Source organism: Bacillus sp. FSL R9-9834 (assembly GCF_038006905.1).
Taxonomy (GTDB): domain Bacteria; phylum Bacillota; class Bacilli; order Bacillales; family Bacillaceae_G; genus Bacillus_A; species Bacillus_A pacificus.
Genome location: NZ_JBBOWD010000001.1, coordinates 4,650,987 through 4,671,198, shown reverse-complemented (window position 1 = coordinate 4,671,198; position 20,212 = coordinate 4,650,987). Strand labels below are relative to the sequence as shown.

Here is a 20,212-nt window from a genome sequence, read left to right as displayed (position 1 = left end):
AAAAAGCATCATTTAGTGTCAACGTTTATTTTCTAGGAAGAGAAGGTGAATTTCTCAGAAATGCTAAACGTTGACAGGCCTTTCGTTTGAGGTGTATCTTAAAATCAAGCGTAATTATGACTATTTTTCGCCCATAGGGGGGAGACAATTGTGATTCAAACGAAACAAAAAGGCTTGCAGGAAGTTCTAAGTGCAGCCATTAAGCATGCAACTGATGAAAAAATATTGGTTAGTTTTGTAAAACAAATAGACTGGATGGATCCACTTCTGTTTTATGCAGCAGGAAAAAGGATCTCATTCGAAAATAGATGTTATTTTGCAGACCCAGCTCAGCATGTAATATTTGCTGGAATTGGTTCTGTTTTCACTATAGCAACTGCTTCTCACAAACGCTTTCAAACTGCTCGTGACGAGTGGGATAAAGTAAAAGAGAAATCGTTTGTACAAAGAGAAAAATATGAATTTGGAACAGGTCCTCTTTTATTTGGTGGATTTTCATTTGACCAAGAAAAAGAGAAAACAGACTTATGGAAAGAATTTGATGATACGACATTTTCACTACCAGCATTTTTATTAACTGTAAAAAATGAAAAAGCATGGTTAACAATGAATACATTCGTTTCAGCAACAGATTGTGCAGAAACTCTTTATAACGAAATTGTTTCTTTAGAAGAGAAAATTTTGGAGGAGAGTAAATGTGCACTAGAAGGATCGAAATTAACAGTTACTTCTAAAGTAGAAGTGGATCCGAAAGGCTGGATGAAGGCTATTGAGAAAGTGCAAGATGAGATGAAGCAGGGGAACGTGCAGAAGGTTGTATTAGCGAGGGAGCTAAAAGTAGAGATGGATCATCATATTGATTCTGCGCTTGTTTTAGAAGCACTTCGCATTGGGCAACCAGATTGTTACGTATTTTCTTTTGATTATAAAGGAGCATGCTTCTTAGGAGCGACGCCAGAGAGATTAATTCGCAAAGAAGATGAGAAGTTTACTTCAATGTGTCTTGCTGGTTCAACTGGTCATGGTCAATCTATAGAAGAAAGTAAGCGAAATAGTGATGCGCTTCTTCATGATGAAAAGAATTTAGCTGAACACGGTTATGTTGTGAACATGATCAGGTCTGTATTAAATGAGCACTGCGAATCCGTTAATATTCCGGAAAGTCCAGGCTTATTAACAACGAAAAACTTAATTCATTTATATACGCCTGTAGAGGCAAAAGGCGATGCGAGTCTTTTAACAATGGTAGAAGAATTACATCCAACACCAGCTCTTGGCGGGACACCTCGTTTGGAAGCGATGAAACTGATTCGTGATGTTGAATTGTTAGACAGAGGATTATATGGTGCACCGATTGGCTGGATAGATGATGAAGGAAATGGTGAATTTGCGGTTGCACTTCGCTGCGGATTATTAAATGGCGAGAAAGCATCCTTATTCGCCGGTTGCGGGATTGTAATTGATTCAGTACCACAACTTGAATATGAAGAAACAAGTTTGAAGTTTAGACCGATGCTTGGTGCTTTGGAGGAATTAATGAAATGAACAATCATATAGAAGCATTATCATATTATTTAGGCGCGTTCGTGGATGAACTGACGCGTCTAAATGTATGTGATGTTGTCATTAGTCCAGGCTCACGGTCAACGCCGATTGCTCTACTAATGGAACAACATGAAGGAATGAACACATATTTACATGTAGATGAAAGATCAGCAGGATTTTTTGCGCTCGGTATCGCAAAAGCGAAAAAACGTCCTGTTGCATTATTATGTACGTCAGGAACGGCAGCAGCGAACTACTATCCAGCTGTATGTGAAGCTTTTCATTCGCGAGTGCCGCTTATCGTCTTAACGGCAGATAGACCGCATGAATTAAGAGATGTCGGTGCACCACAAGCGATGAATCAAATTAATTTATACGGCACGTTTGTGAAGCAATTTACAGAGATGGCACTTCCAGAAGCGAATGAGGCGATGTATCATTACGCTCGCATGACAACGCAGCGCACGATAGCAAGCGCGCTTTTAGCACCGCAAGGACCTGTGCATCTTAATTTTCCAGTTCGTGAACCGCTTATCCCGGACTTCTCATTAGAAAGTTTATGGGATAAAGGACGCGGAGAATATACAGGAGTAGTTCAGCGAGGGAACGTAACGATGCCGAGTGAATATGTAGATTCTCTTGTAGGGCGCCTTTCACATATGGAAAAGGGGCTTATTATTTGTGGAGATGATAGTCATTCAGAAATCGCAACGTTTGCAACGCAACTAGCTGAAAAAACGGGATATCCAATATTAGCGGATCCACTTTCTAACATTCGTAGTGGACACCACGATAAAACGATGGTAATCGACTGTTACGATACATTTTTACGAAATGTGCTGTTAAAAGAAACGTGGAAGCCGGAAGTTATAATTCGCTTCGGTGGTATGCCTGTTTCGAAAGCATTAACGCAGTTCATCAAAAAACAAACGAAAGCTGTTCATATCGTTGTTGATGAATCAGGACAATGGAGAGATCCAGCTCTTGTTGCAACAGAAGTTGTCCAAGCAAGTGATATTGCATTTTGCAGTGCACTAATAGAAAAAATGCCAGTTATGAAAAAGAATGATTGGTCCCAAATGTGGCAACATATAAACGAAAAAACGAAGGAAACGCTTCGCGAAATGGAAACATATGATACTGCGTTTGAAGGAAGAGTCATTACGGATATTGTTCGCGTATTACCAGAAGGGGCAACGTTATTTGCGAGTAATAGTATGCCAATTCGTGATACAGATTCATTCTTTTTCACATCGGATAAAAATATTCAAGTGATGGCTAACCGCGGTGTAAATGGGATTGATGGAATCATTTCGACAGCTTTAGGAGCGAGCATGATTTGCGATCCGCTCGTATTAGTAATCGGTGATTTATCATTTTATCATGATTTAAACGGATTATTAGCCGCAAAATTACATGAGTTAAATATAACGATTGTTGTTGTAAATAATGACGGTGGTGGTATTTTCTCATTCTTACCACAATATGAGAAAAAGGAACATTTCGAATCATTATTTGGAACTCCAATTGGGCTTGACTATGAGCATGTTGTCAACATGTACGGTGGTTCATTTAGCCGTGTAAATGGTTGGGAGCAATTCCGTGAAGAGGTACAAAAAGGAACGACGACAGAAGGTTTACACGTTGTGGAAATTTGTACGAACCGTGATGAAAACTTAACATTGCACCGTACGTTATGGGCAAAAACACAGGACATAATTACTACATCGTTGCAAGGTGAATCAAAGTGAAAGTAACGCTGCAAGGTTTATCGTATGAATATGAAGTAGTCGGAAGCGGAGAACCACTTCTACTTCTTCATGGTTTTACGGGAAGTATGGAAACGTGGCGTTCCTTCATTCCTTCTTGGAGCGAGCAGTTTCAAGTCATTTTAGTAGATATTGTTGGGCACGGAAAAACGGAAAGTCCTGAAGATGTGACGCATTATGATATTCGAAATGCGGCATTGCAAATGAAAGAACTACTAGATTATCTTCATATTGAAAAGGCGCACATACTCGGCTATTCAATGGGCGGTAGACTGGCGATTACGATGGCGTGTCTATATCCAGAATATGTACGTTCTCTTTTATTAGAAAACTGTACAGCTGGGCTTGAAAGTGAAGATGAGCGAAAAGAACGCTGTGAAAAAGATGAGCGACTTGCTCAAAAAATTGAGCGAGAAGGCATCGAAAGTTTTGTATCGATGTGGGAAAATATTCCGCTGTTTGAAACGCAAAAAAGTTTAGCACAAAACGTACAAGAAGCAGTGCGAAAAGAACGACTCGCTAACAATCCAAAAGGGCTTGCAAATAGCTTGCGCGGCATGGGAACAGGGGCTCAGCCTTCATGGTGGAATGAGCTGCAAAACTTAAAAATGCCTGTTCTTTTAATGAACGGTGAGCATGATGAAAAGTTCTTTCGCATATTAAAAAATATCGAAAAATGCGTCTCTGACGCGAAATTTGTCAAAATTGATGGCGCTGGCCATGCAATTCATGTGGAACAACCGGAAAAGTTTGATACAATAGTAAAGGGATTTCTAAAAACTATGCAGTGATGCTTTTTTCAGTTAAGAATGAAGTTGCACTTATAGAGGAGATCAGAAATATACAAGGAGGTAGTTGTAATGGCTATTGAATGGGTAAAAGAAGGCAATTACGAAGATATTATTTATTCAACATACAATGGTATCGCAAAGATTTCGATTAACCGCCCTGAAGTACATAACGCATTCCGTCCTAAAACGGTAATGGAGTTAATCGACGCTTTTGCACATGCTCGTGATGATGCAAATGTTGGCGTTATCATTTTAACAGGTGAAGGTGGACGTGCATTCTGTTCAGGCGGCGACCAAAAAGTTCGCGGTCATGGCGGATATGTAGGTGACGACCAGATCCCGCGTCTAAATGTATTAGACTTACAACGTCTAATTCGCGCAATTCCTAAACCAGTTATCGCAATGGTAGCAGGTTATGCAATCGGTGGTGGACACGTACTTCATATCGTATGTGACTTAACAATTGCTGCAGACAACGCTGTATTCGGACAAACAGGTCCTAAAGTAGGAAGCTTTGACGGTGGATACGGAGCTGGTTACTTAGCTCGTATGGTAGGCCACAAGAAAGCACGCGAAATTTGGTACCTATGCCGTCAATACAACGCGCAAGAAGCACTTGATATGGGATTAGTAAATACAGTAGTACCATTAGAACAACTTGAAGCAGAAACAGTACAATGGGCAGAAGAAATTTTAGCAAACAGCCCAATGGCACTTCGTTTCCTAAAAGCTGCATTCAACGCAGACACAGACGGTCTAGCTGGTATTCAACAACTAGCTGGAGATGCAACGTTATTGTACTACACAACTGACGAAGCAAAAGAAGGTCGCGACGCGTTCAAAGAAAAACGCCGTCCAGACTTCGGTCAATTCCCTCGTTTCCCGTGATCAAAAGCGGAGCCGACTGTTTAGCCTCGTTGGCTAAGGTTCTTAGACGGAAGCAGCTCGCCCACAAAGTGAGTCGCAACCAAATGATCAAACCGGAAACAAAACAACTAAGAGACTTGATGTCATATCAAGTCTCTTTCTTTCATGAAAGGAGAATGAGTGATGGAGACGATGCCAAATTGGTTAATGCAACGTGCATTTTTAACACCAGATCGCACTGCAATTGAAATAGAGGAAGAGAAAGTTACTTTTATGCAGCTGCATGAAAAAGTAGTATCTGTTTGTGAACACCTCACACATATAGGAGTGAAACGTGGGCAAAAGGTGGCTGTTCTGATGAAAAATGGTATGGAGATGATTACAGTTATTCACGCCCTATCTTACGTAGGTGCAGTAGCTGTGCTTTTAAATACGCGTCTTTCAAGAGAAGAGCTACTTTGGCAAATGGATGATGCTGAAGTTATTTGTTTAGTGACAGATCAAGACTTTGATGCTAAAGATATTCCTGTATATTCATTCGCTGAAGTGATGAATGGATCAAAAGAGGAAGCCTCTATACAAGAAGAGTTTTCTTTAGAAGAAGCAATGACAATTATTTATACGTCTGGGACGACAGGCAAACCGAAAGGCGTTATTTTAACGTACGGCAATCATTGGGCAAGCGCGGTTGGCTCTTCGCTTAATTTAGGCCTTCGTGATGATGATTGCTGGTTAGCTTGTATGCCGATGTTCCACGTTGGCGGGTTATCTCTTTTAATGAAAAACATTATGTACGGCATGCGCATTTTACTCGTTCCGAAATATGATGCTGATTTTATTCATAAAGCACTTCAAACGAGAGGTGTAACGATTATTTCTGTCGTTTCTAAAATGTTAACTGATTTATTAGAGCGACTTGGGGCAGAGACATACCCATCTTCTTTACGATGCATGTTACTTGGCGGAGGACCAGCACCGAAACCATTATTAGAAACGTGTGTAGAAAAAGGAATTCCTGTATATCAAACGTACGGTATGACAGAAACGTCGTCGCAAATTTGTACGTTGTCCGCAGATTATATGTTAACGAAAGTAGGATCAGCTGGAAAACCACTATTTCAGTGCCAACTTCGTATTGAAAAAGATGGCGTCGTAGTGCCGGCATTTACAGAAGGCGAAATCGTAGTAAAAGGACCGAACGTAACAGGTGGTTACTTTAACCGTGAAGATGCGACGCGCGAAACAATTCAAAACGGATGGCTTCATACTGGCGACCTCGGTTATTTAGACGAAGAAGGATTTTTATACGTATTAGATCGCCGCAGTGATTTAATTATTTCTGGCGGAGAGAATATATATCCGGCTCAAATTGAAGAAGTGTTACTTTCTCATCCGGCGGTAGCGGAAGCTGGTGTTGTCGGCATGACTGACGATAAATGGGGACAAGTACCCGCTGCTTTTGTTGTAAAAAATGGAGAAGTAACAGAAGAAGAAATTATTCACTTTTGCGAGGAGAAATTAGCGAAATATAAAGTGCCGAAAAAAGCTTGTTTCTTAGAGGAGTTACCACGAAATGCTTCGAAAAAATTGTTAAGACGAGAGTTAAGACAATTAGTGGAGGAGATGTAAGTGGAGATAAAAAAAGCGACACTTCATATAACGGAAATGCCACTCGTCATCCCGTTTGCTGCAAGCTACGGAACGTATGAAAAGCGTGAAAGTATCGTCATTGAATTAGAAGATACGGACGGGTGCATTGGTTTTGGCGAAGTCGTTGCGTTTTCTGAACCGTGGTATACGGAAGAAACAGTGAAAACCGCGCTGCATGTACTGCAAGATTTTTTAATACCGGATTTATTAAAGGCTGACATTTTTCATCCGAATGAAGTGCCGAGTTTGTTCCAGCATATAAAAAGAAACCGAATGGCAAAGGCGGGAATTGAAGGGGCTATTTGGGATTTATATGCGAAGCGTCAAAAGAAATCGTTAGCGACAGTGCTTGGCGGAACGAAGTCTGAAATTGAAGTCGGTGTTGTAATTGGGCTTAATACGATTCCGGTTATGTTAAAACAAATCGAGAAGTACGCTGAAGAAGGCTACGAGCGTTTTAAAGTGAAAATAAAGCCAGGGCATGATTATGAGTTATTAAAAGAAATACGTAAAGAGTTTCCGCATATCCCGTTAATGGCTGATGCCAATTCAGCGTATACATTAGCGGATACGGAGAGTCTGAAACGACTAGATGAATTCCAATTGATGATGATTGAGCAACCGTTAGCGGATTACGATTTTCTTGATCATGCACAGCTGCAGAAGAAGATTGAAACGCCGATTTGTTTAGACGAAAGTATCCATAGTTTAGAAGACGCACGCGTTGCGATTACGCTTGGCAGCTGCCAAATCGTTAACATTAAACCAGGGCGAGTGGGCGGATTAACAGAATCAATCCAAATTCATAATTATTGTATGGAGCATAACATACCAGTTTGGTGCGGCGGTATGGTAGAGATGGGGATTTCACGAGCGCAAAATGTTGCGCTTGCTTCTTTGCCGAACTTTACGATTCCAGGCGATATATCCGCTTCTAGCAGACATTGGGAGAAGGATATTATTTCACCGGAAGTGATGCTTGAGGGAGGGAAAGTGATGGTGCCGCAAAGCGTTGATACTGAGTATGAAGTAGATCGCGGAAGGCTGGCGGAAATCACGAAGCAGCGGATTGTTTTTGAGCGGTAAGTGGAGTCTTTAAAATAGCGAGAGGATTTTGTCGTTAATTGTCGGTAAGTCGATATATTTTAATAATCGCCGATATAATTCGAGTTACGATCGATATAATTGAAAAATCGCCGATATAATTCCAGTTATGGTCGATATATTTGGAAAATCGCTGATATAATTTTATTTACAAAGGTTACTCTAACGGGTAACCTTTTCGTATTGTACAAATTGGATAGACTAGTTTACAATCGAGCGTATAAAAGGGGGAGTAAAATGAAGCGCATTTCAATTTTAATAGCGGATGATGAGGCAGAAATTGCTGATTTAATTGAGATACATTTAGAAAAAGAAGGGTACCACGTCGTGAAAGCAGCTGATGGAGAAGAGGCAATTCATATTATTGAAACGCAGCCAATCGACTTAGTGGTTTTAGATATTATGATGCCAAAAATGGATGGGTATGAAGTGACGCGCCAAATTCGCGCGAAGCATCATATGCCAATCATTTTCTTAAGTGCGAAAACGTCTGATTTTGATAAGGTGACAGGTCTTGTGCTAGGCGCAGATGATTATATGACGAAACCTTTTACACCGATTGAATTAGTCGCACGTGTAAATGCACAATTACGCCGATTTCTTACGTTAAATCAGCCGAAAGTAGAGGAGAATAAATCTGCTTTAGAGGTAGGCGGAGTCGTTATTGATCCTGAGCGAAGAACGGTAAATGTGTACGGAGAACAAGTTGAATTAACACCGAAAGAGTTTGATATTTTATATTTATTAGCGAGTCACCCGAAGAAAGTGTACAATGTGGAAAATATTTTTCAGCAAGTATGGGCCGATGATTATTTTGAAGGCGGAAATACAGTTATGGTACATATTCGCACATTGCGGAAAAAACTTGGGGAAGATAAAAGAAAGAATAAGTTAATAAAAACAGTGTGGGGAGTAGGTTATACTTTCAATGGCTAACAAGATGAGAAGTTTTCGCTCGAAAATGGTTATGCTATTTGCGTTAAGTATGATATGTGCTGCTGGCGTAACGTATATCATTTATGAAGGGTTACGGATCTATTATAAATTAGTCGTTCGTTTTGAGGATCCGTTAGCTCAAGTCCGGTCGATAATAAGACAAATTGGGGATGTTAATTTCTTTTTAATTATCTTCATACCTCTGTCCATTATGTTTTTCTTCTTCCTTACTAGGCCGTATTTAAAATATTTTGATGAGATTTCAAATGGAATTCATCATTTGGCGAACGGAGATTTTACAAATGAAGTGCGCGTTTCATCAAATGATGAGTTTGGATATATTGCAAGTGAGATTAATGTAGCGAGTGAAAAATTAAGGGAAGCAGTGGAACGAGGAGACTTTGCGGAAAGTAGTAAAGATCAGCTCGTTGTGAATTTAGCTCATGATTTAAGAACTCCATTAACATCCGTGTTAGGATATTTAGATTTAATTCTTAAAGATGAAAATTTAACGAAGGAACAAATTAAACATTTCTCTACAATTGCATATACGAAATCGCAAAGGCTCGAAAGTTTAATTGATGAGCTATTTGAAATTACACGTATGAATTATGGCATGCTAAAGCTGGATAAAAAGCCGATTGATATAAGTGAGTTACTTATACAGTTAGATGAGGAATTGTATCCGTTATTAGAAAAACATCATTTAGAAGCTAGGTTGAATGTTGATTCTCATTTGCCGATTAACGGTGATGGAAAATTGTTAGCTAGAGTATTTGAAAACTTGTTAACAAATGCTGTTCGTTACGGATATGATGGGCAATTTGTTGATCTGAATGGGTATATCGATAATGGAGAAGTTGTCGTACAAGTTATAAATTACGGAGATAGCATTCCAGAAGAAGATTTACCGTATGTTTTTGATATGTTTTATACAGGTGATAAATCGAGAACTGAGAATCGTGGCGGGACAGGCCTTGGGCTATTTATTGCGAAAAATATTATCGAGCAGCATAACGGTACGATTTCTGCTGAAAGTAATGTAGTTAGAACAATGTTTGAAGTGCGATTGCCAAAAGACGAGAACGTAACAATTTAATAAAAATTTAAACTTTATCCCACTTTTTATTTTAATAGTTTTTTCTATTCTAGACGTAAGTTACGTTAAGGAGGAACTAGAAATGAAAAAGTGGGTATTTATTTCTTTTTTTATCGCATGCACAATCTGTGTAGGCGTTTATATATCACCGTTATTTCAAAAAGAAATTGATGTGAAAATCGGCGGGGAAAATAGTGCAGTAAAGAATGAAAATATGAAAAAGGTAGAGGTTACAAAAGAAGAAATTTATAAAGGGGATCTATTATTAGTTAACAAAGACTACCCAGTGAAAAAAGATAGTATTAGGTCTGACATTATAAATGTAAATCACAGTAGTGAATTAGTGAGAGGCTACGTAATATTTGATAGAAATCTTCGTTTATCAAAGGAGGTTGTAAAAAAGTTTTTGAACGTTGTCGATGCGGCTGGAAAAGATGGTGTACAACATTTCTTAATGAATAGCGGGTATAGAGATTTTAAAGAACAAAGTAAATTATATAAAGACATGGGATCTAATTATGCACTCCCAGCAGGATACAGTGAGCATAATTTAGGATTATCACTAGACGTTGGATCGACGCAAAAGAAAATGGAAAAAGCACCTGAAGGAAAATGGATTGAAGAGAACGTATGGAAGCATGGCTTTGTTTTACGTTATCCGAAAAATAAAAGCAATATTACAGGCATTCAATATGAGCCGTGGCACATTCGTTATGTCGGTTTACCTCATAGTGCGATTATGCAAAAAAAGAAAATGACATTAGAGGAATACTTAGACTTCTTGAAAGAGAAAAAAGAAATCACAACCGATGTGGAAGGTAAGAAATATACGGTTTCTTATTATAAAGTATCCGGGAACATGAAAGTGAATGTTCCGGTGAATAAGCAGTATGAAGTTTCGGGGAATAATATGGATGGGGTTATTGTGACGGTTCAGGAATAGATAATCTTGATTCCCCCATAATAGTGCTCTATCGTGGGGGAATCAAAATAGAAGAACAAGTACAATCCTGAATAATAGAAGAAGTAACCTTTATATGACGAGGATTGTAATTCGTACATTTTCAATTACTTTTATTCAGAGTAAAAAAAGTCGGAGCTTCATCAACATTTTTCAGCCATATATACTCCTGACTATGTAAGCTATCCTTCATCCAGACATCGCCTTTATATACATTTGTTCTCTTGCGAAGCCAAGTAAGATAAGGTCCAATAACTTGAGGGTCTTCATCACGTTCATTCTGTTTTGGGAATGAGATTTGTCGCTGTTCTTCTGTTTTTATATTAATCATATAAAGTGTTGTAAACAGCGTCGGAACAGGACCTTCTTTCCATACCTTGTTTTCTTTTGCGCGAGCCACAACGACTTTGTTTGGTGAAAGCCATTCTAAATCAAGGTCTACATAACCTATAGGTGTGTATTCCTTTTGTTGTTTTGCTGTTACCATGTCTGCAATTGTGAGTTTTTTATTTTCTACAAAAAACCTTCCTTCTCCTGAAATATAGGCCAGTTGATTGGCTGATGGAGCCCACTTCATCCAGTCTTTGAACCATAGCATGTTACCAAGCGTTCGAAAGTGTGTCCCTTTTGATGAGATAACACATAATGTATTGCTATCCATTGCCAAGGAGGCAGTAGGACTGGCCAAAAAACTAATCCACTTTCCATCAAAACTCCACTTGAAATAGTTAGCATGCACCGCAAATAAATCAGTTTCATTTGTTTGAATCGTATAAAAAGGCTTTATTTTATCTTTAGCAAGATTTGCATCGACTGGAATTTTATAAAGTGGAACCTTGCCCCATCCAGTCGGACGTAAGCAGGATTGTGAGGAAACGATAAATTCCTTTCCGTTCGGGAACCATTCGAAATCACTAACCCCAAGTGATACATTTTCAAAACCGTGCGGGCGACCATTTTTTATTTTTGTAACGTTTAATAAACCTTGATCAGTGTAAGCCAATTGATTTTTGTTTGGCGACCACTTAAAGTCAGATGTTACGACTCTTACATAAGGCTGATAGTTTATTTTCTCCTTCGTATCATAGATGAATAGATTAGATTTTTTACCCTTTTCATCACTATCAATATAACCAATAAACCTACCATCATAAGACCATTTTGGAGAATACACATATCGATTCTTTGTGATTTGTATTTCTTGATTTCCTTTCTTTATCCATAGCTGATGATCCCGGATAAATGCAGCCGTGAGTGATGGAGGGGCTGCGCTAACCGTTGTTGGTACATACAAAGTGACTAAGGTTATAAATAATAAAATTCGAAATCTCAAGAATATCCCTCCTACTTATAGGTTGTCCGAATATGTAATGAAAACTCTCATTTTAAAAGTAGTGAAGAAAGTAATATAAAATTAAACATTATAACGTTATATTTACTTCTCCCTTTTTTTGTGTTACGCTAAACGTGTGAAAGACATATAAAATGAAACTTTAATGTAAGCGTATTCTTATGGCTTCTTATAGAAAAGGGTGGAAATACAATGACAGAACGATTCGTACTACGTAATGTGAAACGTGTGAACGGGGAAGAGATTGACATTGTAATTGAAAATAATAAAATCGCACAGGTGACGAAAGCTGGTGCTGGTGAGGGTGGAAAGGTTCTTGATTACTCAGGTACTTACGTATCGAGTGGTTGGATTGATTTGCACGTTCATGCTTTTCCAGAGTTTGATCCGTATGGCGATGAGGTGGATGAAATTGGCGTTAAGCAAGGGGTAACGACAATTGTTGATGCGGGTAGCTGCGGAGCTGATCGTATTGCAGATTTAGTAAAAAGTAGAGAGCAGGCAAAAACGAATTTATTTGCCTTTTTAAATATTTCTCGCATCGGTTTGAAACGAATTGATGAATTATCCAATATGGAATGGATCGATAAAGAGAAAGTAATAGAAGCAGTAGAAAAATATAAAAATGTAATCGTTGGATTAAAAGCGAGAATGAGTAAAAGTGTCGTTTGTGATAGTGGAATTGAACCGCTGCATGTAGCACGCTCTTTATCCCGTGAAACATCATTACCAATTATGGTACATATCGGTTCAGCGCCCCCTCACATTGAGGAAGTTGTACCTCTTTTAGAAAAAGATGATGTCATTACACATTACTTAAACGGGAAAGAAAATAATTTATTTGATGAAGAAGGCAAACCGCTACCTGTGTTACTAGATGCAGTGAATCGCGGCGTACATTTAGATGTTGGTCACGGTAATGCTAGTTTTTCTTTTAAAGTAGCAGAGGCGGCGAAGCGTCACGATATCATCTTTAATACGATTAGTACAGATATTTACCGGAAGAATCGCGTGCACGGTCCAGTGTATAGTATGGCTCACGTTCTTTCGAAATTCCTTTACTTAGGTTATCCGCTAGAAGAAGTAATTGATGCGGTTACGAAAAATGCAGCAGAGTGGCTAAAAAAACCAGAGCTTGGCCGTATTCAAGAAGGCGATATTGCAAATTTAACTTTATTTACGGTGAAAGATGAGAAGATTACGTTAATTGATTCAGAAGGGGATCAGCGCATTGCTGAAAGAAGGATTGATACGAAAGGGGTTGTAATCAATGGGTCATTCATTGAATGCTAAGTACGGATTAAAAAGAGTAATTAATGCGAGCGGTAGAATGAGTATTTTAGGTGTATCCGCTCCGACAGATACAGTTATGGATGCAATGAAACATGGGGGACAAAATTATGTGGAAATTGCTGATTTAGTAGATAAAGCAGGAGACCATATTGCGAGAATTCTAGATGCAGAAGCAGCGGTTGTTGTGAACTCAGCATCGAGTGGAATTGCGCTTTCTATCGCTGGTATCGTGACGGAAGGAAATCGTCGTAAAAGTGAAAGACTTCATCAAGAAGTAATCGCGAAAAACGAAGTAATAATGTTAAAAGGTCATAACGTTCAATACGGTGCTCCTGTTGAAACGATGATTTACTTAGGCGGAGGAAAACTTGTAGAAGTTGGCTACGCAAATGAAGGGAAAGCAGAGCATATTGAAGATGCAATTGGTGAAAATACAGCGGCCATTCTTTATGTGAAATCCCATCATGCAGTTCAAAAAAATATGATTTCTGTTGAAGAAGCATGGGAAGTTGCGCAGCGAAATAACGTACCACTTATCGTCGATGCGGCAGCTGAAGAAGATATTCAAAAATATGTGAAGTATTCAGACCTTGCCATTTATAGCGGTTCAAAGGCGATTGAAGGGCCTACTTCTGGTATTGTTGGCGGGAAACGAAAATATATTGAGTGGCTGAAAGTGCAATTACATTGCATCGGAAGAAGTATGAAAGTTGGGAAAGAAACGACTTTCGGTTTACTTCAAGCGCTTGATGAGTACGGAGTAAAAGAAGATAAGAGCGAGCAAGAAAAAGAGTTATTACAAGTACTTATGCCGCTAAAAGAATTAAACGGCGTAAATGTAAAAATCGTTCAAGATGAAGCAGGAAGAGCAATCTTTAGAGCACGCATTCATATTAACGAGAAAGAGTTAAATAAATCAGCAAAAGATGTTGTAACAGCATTACGCGAAGGGGAAATCGCGATTTATACACGTGATTACGGAGTAAGACAAGGATTCTTTGATATCGATCCACGTCCACTTCAAGGTGATGACATACATGTAATTGAAGAAAAATTGAGAGAAATTGTAGGGGGAAACTAAAATGACAAACATTCAAAAACGTTTTTATAAAGGCCGCGTAGCATTAAATGTATTAGCGAATAATATCGAAAATGCGAAAGATATTTTTGAAGCAGCAGAAGGTTATGTAGTAGTAGGTGTTTTATCAAAAGACTATCCAACAGTAGAAGAAGCAGTTACAGCGATGAAAGCATACGGAAAAGAAATTGATGACGCTGTATCGATCGGACTAGGAGCAGGAGATAATCGCCAAGCAGCAGTTGTAGCTGAAATTGCGAAGCATTACCCTGGTAGCCATATTAATCAAGTGTTCCCTTCAGTTGGAGCGACACGTGCAAATCTTGATGGAAAAGATAGCTGGATTAATAGTTTAGTATCCCCAACAGGAAAAGTAGGGTACGTAAATATTTCTACTGGTCCAATTAGTGCTGCTGGAGAAGAGAAAGCAATCGTTCCAATTAAAACAGCGATCGCACTTGTACGTGATATGGGTGGAAATTCATTGAAATACTTCCCAATGAAAGGGCTAGCCCATGAAGAAGAATATCGCGCAGTTGCGAAAGCTTGTGCGGAAGAGGGATTCGCATTAGAGCCAACAGGCGGAATTGATAAAGAAAACTTTGAAACAATTTTACGTATCGCGCTTGAAGCAAATGTAGAGCAAGTTATTCCGCACGTGTACTCTTCTATTATTGATAAAGAAACTGGCAATACCAAAGTAGAAGATGTTCGTGAATTATTAGCAGTCGTGAAGAAGTTAGTTGATCAATATGCGTAAGAAAATTGCAGCATTTGGCGAAGTAATGATGCGCCTGCAAGTACCAGGATATGAATTGCTATCGCAAGCTAATACATTAAATTACTCATTTTCTGGTACAGGTGTGAACGTGGCAGCAGCACTTTCTCATCTCGGGCATGAAGGGCTTCTTATTTCAACTTTACCGGAAAATTCGGTTGGGGATGCTGCGGTATCGCACATTCAAAAATTAGGTATTCGCCCTTCGTTCATTTCACGAGGCGGAAAATATGTCGGCATGTACTTTTTAGAAAATGGATTTGGGGCACGTGCAAGCCGCGTTACATATTCGAATCGATTAGAAAGTAGTTTCAATACGGCATGTGAAGAAATGTATCAATTTGAAGAAATCGCAAAGGAAATTGATATCGTTCATTTTTGCGGAATTACACTTGCGATGAATGACACGGTGCGCCATCATATGAAATCTTTAGCGAAAGCAGTGAAAGAAAACGGAGGCACGGTTGTTTTTGATTGCAATTATCGTCCATCGCTTTGGGGAGAAGATGGATATGAACAGGCGAAACCGCATTATGAAGAAATGTTAGGGCTAGCTGATATTGTAATGATGAATGAAAAAGATGCGATGTTCGTTCTAGGAATGAAAACAGAAGAGACAGAGCGAGAAGCTCAACTTGTTGATCTTATTCCACAAGTAGCTGAAACGTATCATATCACTACAATTGCTGGTACACATCGCTCTATTAATAGCGATAACACACACTCGCTGCGCGGATTTATATGTAAAGATGGTGCGTTCACTTTTGCAAAAACACTTACGTTTTCTGTATATGATAGAATAGGTGCTGGAGATGCTTATACGAGCGGGATTATTCATGGCGAGATAGAAGAGTTTGCACCAGAGAAAGCTGTTTCATTTGCGTCAGCAGCTGGAATGCTTGCACATACAATCGTCGGTGATACGCCAATGTCATCAGAGAAGGATATACTTCGGGCAATGACGGCATCAGTAGGTGATGTAGAAAGGTAGTGGGTGTAACGGTGAACGTAACGAGGAAAAAAGGACCATTATATTTACAAATAAAAAACATTATTCGTGATCGAATATTGCATGGTGTATATGCGATTCATACGAATATTCCTTCCGAACCGCAGTTAGAGGAAGAGTTCAAAGTTAGCAAGATTACAGTACGAAATGCCATTAAAGAACTCGCTCAAGAAGGATATTTAGAAAAGAAGAGCGGCAAAGGAACGAAAGTGATTCGTAATACTTCTGCGACAAAACTGTCAAAGGGTAAGAAGTTTACTGAAGTGTTAGTGGAAGAAGGATATAAAGTACAGAAGAAATTGCTAAAAGCAGAAATCGTTCAGAATGAAGAAGGAACAGTGCCATTTCAATTATTCGGTAAAGAGAGTTTTCGTATTGAACGTTTATATACGTTAAATGATGCACCGTACATTCATTATACGCACTATTTCTCAGCGAAAATGGCAAGTACAGATTTATCGGACTTTGATTTGCAATCGCTTTACGATTTAGTAGAAGACCGAGGTATACATTTAGAAAACTTCAGAGATGAATTCGCTGTTGGTCTTGCGCCTAGTTTCGTTGCCGAAGCGTTAGGTGAAAAAGAGGGGACAGCGCTATTAAAACGCATGCGCTATTCTTACGATGAAGTTGGAGAAGTAATTGAATATAGCGAAGGCTACTACAATACAGAAATGCAGCATTATGTAGTGAATTATGACGTATAAAAAAGAGGGGATGTTCCCTCTTTTTTTATAAAGTAAGGGGAATGAGAGATGGATATATACTTATTAATCGTCACGTTACTTGCAATTGCGATTGTTATTTTAGGGGTATCATGGTGGAAATGGCATGCATTTATTAGTTTAACAGTTGCGAGTTTATTTTTAGCTATTATGTCTGGACTGAACTTAACGAAAATAGTGGCTGCCTATGAAACTGGTGTTGGTAGTGTACTAGGGCATTTAGTTGGTATTTTGGCACTTGGAACTATATTAGGGAAAATGATGTCTGATTCAGGGGCAGGCATGCAAGTTGCAGATTTCTTTATTCGATTTTTCGGCGTAAAAAAATTACCGTGGGCTATGTTATTTGCAGGGTTTGTTATAGGGATTCCCGTCTTTTTTGAAGTAGGGATTGTCATTTTATTGCCACTTGTTATTTCAATTCGAAAAACAACGAAGCAAAACATATTATTAATTGCTTTACCTGTTATTGCTGGGTTATCTATTGTTCACGGGCTCGTGCCACCACATCCAGGGGCGATGACAGCAATCGGTATTTATAACGCGAACTTAGGAAAGGTACTTTTATATTCATTACTTATCGCGTTACCAACAGCCATTATCGCAGGACCGATCTTTGCAAAGTGGGTACATAAAAGGGTTATACCTGAAAATGAACCAGAGCTTATTCGGGTTACGACTGTCTCAACTGATTTACCGAGTCGTAAAGTTTCATTCTTTATTATTTTATTACCAGTTGTATTGATGATTTTATCGGTCGTTGCACCATATATTTCATTACCGAAAAAGATGACTGAATTTTTTGTATTTATTGGAAGTCCAGTAATTGCTTTACTTATTTCATGTTTCGCAGCATTTTATTTACTTGGAATAAGACAAGGAATTAATAAAAAGATGATTAAAAAATTAACAGACGAAAGTTTATTACCGGTCGGTTCCATTATTTTAATTATCGGTGCAGGCGGTGGATTTAAACAAATATTAATTGAAAGCGGCGTTGGAACGGCGATCGCGCAAATGGCAGAACATATATCGTTATCACCAATCGTATTAGCTTTCATGGTAGCTGGATTAATTCGAATTGCAACAGGTTCAGCGACAGTAGCATTAACGACAGCAGCAGGGATTGTTTCACCAGTTATTCAGCACATGTCTGGTGTGAATTTAGAGTTGCTTGTTATTGCAACCGGAGCAGGTTCATTAATGTTTTCTCACGTAAATGATGCAGGGTTCTGGCTTGTAAAAGAGTATTTAGGTTTGACGGTGAAGGAAACGTTTAAAACGTGGACGGTACTCGAGACATTGTTATCATTTATTGCATTTGGTTTTGCGCTTTTATTGAATATGTTTATTTAGAAGAGCCGATTTAAACGAATAGAGCACACAGAGAAAATGTAATTTCTCTGTGTGCTTTATTCGTTTTTTTGTGCTTTCTATCGCTCTATTACTTAATGGAACGGACATACTGATCTTCTCCATCGTCTTTGACAAAGACTCCTAGCTCATTCAAATCTTTGCGTAAATGCTTCTTTTTTTTCGAGTTTCCTTCTCGAAGGGCATTTCGTCTTTTATATAAAATCGTATTTACACTTTTACTAAATCGCTCATCCTCTAATTTCCATAGACTATAGTCCTGTTTATAAGGATCTTGTTCCACCCATGGAAAACCGTGCAGCAAGAAAATATCTTTAATTTTACGTGGATTTATATCAGATGTTTCACGTAGCCATTCTCGGTCTTCTTGATCAATGACCACCACTTGACGATTCTCTACAAAAACGACTTTTACATTCGCCTTTGTAATTTGTTTTTCTTGCTCATCTTTACTCATATGAATACCTTCTGAATTGATTTTCATCTTTAAAGCTTCACTATAAATAATGAAAGAAAATAAAATCCCTGCAATAGCGCCAATTGACATGAGGATAATTGGAAGCCAGAAAGGGTTAATAGAATGTAAAAGTTCTATAATTTTTGAATCAGAAAAGAGAGGAATCTTTTTTATAATCTCTATTAATTTAGGTGAAAAATATCCAATAACGCCTAAAAGGATTGGACTTACTATAGCAAGTAATTTTTCTAAAAAACCTAGTCCAATAACAGATACCTTTTTCATTTGTAGTTCATCCTTTCTAAATCTATATTTTTTCAAAATCAGGGCATTTAAATAGTGAGTTTCTTCACCATTTTTATGAGCTCATCTGAGTAATTTTCTATAGATATAGATGAATTCGCCTTTAGCATTCTTTCTTCGATTGCTCCTAAAATAAATGAAGCCAATGTGTCAATTCGGAAAGAGTTAGAAAAGACTCTATTTTGTTGACCAGTCTTCAAAATATCTAATAACATCGTTCTAATAACATCATCTTCTTCGTCGTCTTCGATTCTGTAATAAGGAACATTCTCTTCATTTCTTGCATTAAAGACAATCTCAATTAAGGCAATATTATTTTTGTAATGAGTTTCTTGATAAGCCAAATGTGCTTCAATAAAAGCCTCTAGTTTGTTTATTTCAGATTGGGCTAATAGTACTCGATTGCTAATAAATTCATGTTGTTTATCAACTAAAAATTGTAATGTCCGATTCATGAGATAAAGCTTATCGTTAAAATGATAAGAAATAAGTCCAGTGCTAATCTTAGCTTTTTTTGCTACCTTCGTTAAGCTTAAGTTGTTATATCCAACTTCTTCTAATGTATCAATACATGCAAGAATAATTTGTTCACGTCTAGCCTCTGCAATAAAAGAATCAGTCACGCTATTCAACTCCTGATTTTTATAATTTGAATGTATAATCAAAAAATTGATTGGTTGTTCAATTAAATTTTAGTAAGAAATTAGAAGTATGTCAAATGCTTTATGCTTACATCTTGATAAGGGTAATTCGCCTATTGATCAAGCCCAATTCCTAAAACAAGCCCGTTTTTAAGTAAGCCAAGCTTCCGATTCGCCCTGAAAACATAATATAAATGGAATCCCCTCATTTAGAGCAAGGTGAACTTGTTATGAATGATACTAAAGGAGGAATAGAGTAATGAGCGAAAAGTGTGAACACAGACATGATGATTGTAACCGCAGACATGGGTGCGGCGGCGGTTTTGCGCTTCTAATCGTATTGTTTATTTTATTAATCATCATCGGTGCTAGCTGCTTCGGCGGAGGCGGTTGTGGTTATGGCGGTTACGGCGGCTACGGATATGGTGGCTACGGCGGATATTGCTGCTAATTAAAAACTATTGAAAATGGCCTTGTGCAA

19 protein-coding genes are annotated in these 20,212 nt (G+C 38.4%); 16 read left to right on the top strand and 3 right to left on the bottom strand.

Annotated elements, in window-relative coordinates; translation table 11 throughout:
• The first annotated feature begins 150 nt into the window (after positions 1 to 150).
• The 9 genes from MKY00_RS24490 (at position 151) to MKY00_RS24450 (ending at position 10,704) form a co-directional block, all read left to right on the top strand.
• The gene (locus MKY00_RS24490; protein WP_000616755.1) at positions 151 to 1,545 is read left to right on the top strand and encodes an isochorismate synthase; all 1,395 of its coding nucleotides are present in this window, start codon (positions 151 to 153) and stop codon (positions 1,543 to 1,545) included.
• Positions 1,542 to 3,296, top strand: coding sequence for a 2-succinyl-5-enolpyruvyl-6-hydroxy-3-cyclohexene-1-carboxylic-acid synthase (menD, locus tag MKY00_RS24485; RefSeq protein ID WP_016718780.1), 1,755 nt, complete (start codon positions 1,542 to 1,544; stop codon positions 3,294 to 3,296). The genes MKY00_RS24490 and menD overlap by 4 nt, the downstream gene beginning before the upstream one ends.
• The gene (gene menH / locus MKY00_RS24480; protein ID WP_016718779.1) at positions 3,293 to 4,105 is read left to right on the top strand and encodes a 2-succinyl-6-hydroxy-2,4-cyclohexadiene-1-carboxylate synthase; all 813 of its coding nucleotides are present in this window, start codon (positions 3,293 to 3,295) and stop codon (positions 4,103 to 4,105) included. Before menD ends, menH begins: the two co-directional genes overlap by 4 nt.
• Before the next feature lie 69 nt (positions 4,106 to 4,174).
• A complete protein-coding gene (gene menB, locus MKY00_RS24475; RefSeq protein WP_000963874.1) occupies positions 4,175 to 4,993 on the top strand; it encodes a 1,4-dihydroxy-2-naphthoyl-CoA synthase in 819 nt (272 codons plus the stop codon).
• 162 nt (positions 4,994 to 5,155) lie between these two features.
• Positions 5,156 to 6,601 carry an o-succinylbenzoate--CoA ligase gene (locus tag MKY00_RS24470; protein WP_029141218.1) on the top strand — a complete coding sequence of 482 codons (1,446 nt, stop codon included), beginning with the start codon at positions 5,156 to 5,158 and terminating at the stop codon, positions 6,599 to 6,601.
• Positions 6,602 to 7,708 (top strand): o-succinylbenzoate synthase, encoded by a 1,107-nt coding sequence (menC, locus tag MKY00_RS24465; protein ID WP_016718777.1) that lies wholly within the window; start codon positions 6,602 to 6,604, stop codon positions 7,706 to 7,708. It abuts the gene before it with no gap.
• A gap of 255 nt (positions 7,709 to 7,963) precedes the next feature.
• Positions 7,964 to 8,662 (top strand): response regulator transcription factor, encoded by a 699-nt coding sequence (locus tag MKY00_RS24460; protein ID WP_016718776.1) that lies wholly within the window; start codon positions 7,964 to 7,966, stop codon positions 8,660 to 8,662.
• Complete coding sequence (locus MKY00_RS24455) at positions 8,655 to 9,761, top strand: HAMP domain-containing sensor histidine kinase (protein WP_001284574.1); 1,107 nt, start codon at positions 8,655 to 8,657, stop codon at positions 9,759 to 9,761. The genes MKY00_RS24460 and MKY00_RS24455 overlap by 8 nt, the downstream gene beginning before the upstream one ends.
• Before the next feature lie 82 nt (positions 9,762 to 9,843).
• A complete protein-coding gene (locus MKY00_RS24450) occupies positions 9,844 to 10,704 on the top strand; it encodes a M15 family metallopeptidase (protein WP_016718775.1) in 861 nt (286 codons plus the stop codon).
• A gap of 121 nt (positions 10,705 to 10,825) precedes the next feature.
• Here MKY00_RS24450 and MKY00_RS24445 read toward each other — a convergent pair whose 3' ends face one another.
• Positions 10,826 to 12,055 (bottom strand): hypothetical protein, encoded by a 1,230-nt coding sequence (locus MKY00_RS24445; RefSeq protein WP_016718774.1) that lies wholly within the window; start codon positions 12,053 to 12,055, stop codon positions 10,826 to 10,828.
• Positions 12,056 to 12,265: 210 nt separating this feature from the next.
• On the opposite strand from MKY00_RS24445, the gene MKY00_RS24440 reads away from it, so the two are divergent.
• Genes MKY00_RS24440 through gntP form a run of 6 tightly spaced genes read left to right on the top strand, consistent with a single transcriptional unit; the run spans position 12,266 to position 18,312 of the window.
• A complete protein-coding gene (locus MKY00_RS24440) occupies positions 12,266 to 13,366 on the top strand; it encodes an amidohydrolase/deacetylase family metallohydrolase (protein WP_016718773.1) in 1,101 nt (366 codons plus the stop codon).
• Positions 13,344 to 14,447, top strand: coding sequence for a DgaE family pyridoxal phosphate-dependent ammonia lyase (locus MKY00_RS24435; RefSeq protein WP_016718772.1), 1,104 nt, complete (start codon positions 13,344 to 13,346; stop codon positions 14,445 to 14,447). The genes MKY00_RS24440 and MKY00_RS24435 overlap by 23 nt, the downstream gene beginning before the upstream one ends.
• A 1-nt stretch (position 14,448) precedes the next feature.
• Positions 14,449 to 15,204: a 2-dehydro-3-deoxy-phosphogluconate aldolase gene (gene dagF, locus MKY00_RS24430; RefSeq protein WP_074585689.1), complete on the top strand. Its 756-nt coding sequence runs from the start codon at positions 14,449 to 14,451 to the stop codon at positions 15,202 to 15,204.
• Positions 15,197 to 16,213, top strand: coding sequence for a sugar kinase (locus tag MKY00_RS24425; RefSeq protein ID WP_016718771.1), 1,017 nt, complete (start codon positions 15,197 to 15,199; stop codon positions 16,211 to 16,213). Before dagF ends, MKY00_RS24425 begins: the two co-directional genes overlap by 8 nt.
• Positions 16,213 to 16,938, top strand: a complete 726-nt coding sequence (locus MKY00_RS24420) for a GntR family transcriptional regulator (RefSeq protein ID WP_000539272.1) — start codon at positions 16,213 to 16,215, stop codon at positions 16,936 to 16,938. Before MKY00_RS24425 ends, MKY00_RS24420 begins: the two co-directional genes overlap by 1 nt.
• A gap of 48 nt (positions 16,939 to 16,986) precedes the next feature.
• A complete protein-coding gene (gntP, locus tag MKY00_RS24415; RefSeq protein WP_000356148.1) occupies positions 16,987 to 18,312 on the top strand; it encodes a gluconate permease GntP in 1,326 nt (441 codons plus the stop codon).
• Between the two features lie 88 nt (positions 18,313 to 18,400).
• On the opposite strand, the gene MKY00_RS24410 is transcribed toward gntP, so the two are convergent.
• Entirely contained in the window at positions 18,401 to 19,072 is a 672-nt protein-coding gene (locus tag MKY00_RS24410; protein ID WP_016718770.1) for a YqeB family protein, read from the bottom strand.
• Between the two features lie 47 nt (positions 19,073 to 19,119).
• Positions 19,120 to 19,713: a TetR/AcrR family transcriptional regulator gene (locus MKY00_RS24405; protein ID WP_016718769.1), complete on the bottom strand. Its 594-nt coding sequence runs from the start codon at positions 19,711 to 19,713 to the stop codon at positions 19,120 to 19,122.
• A gap of 277 nt (positions 19,714 to 19,990) precedes the next feature.
• Between MKY00_RS24405 and MKY00_RS24400 the strand changes: the two genes are divergently transcribed.
• Entirely contained in the window at positions 19,991 to 20,182 is a 192-nt protein-coding gene (locus MKY00_RS24400; RefSeq protein ID WP_001290390.1) for a YjcZ family sporulation protein, read from the top strand.
• Positions 20,183 to 20,212 lie beyond the last annotated feature (30 nt).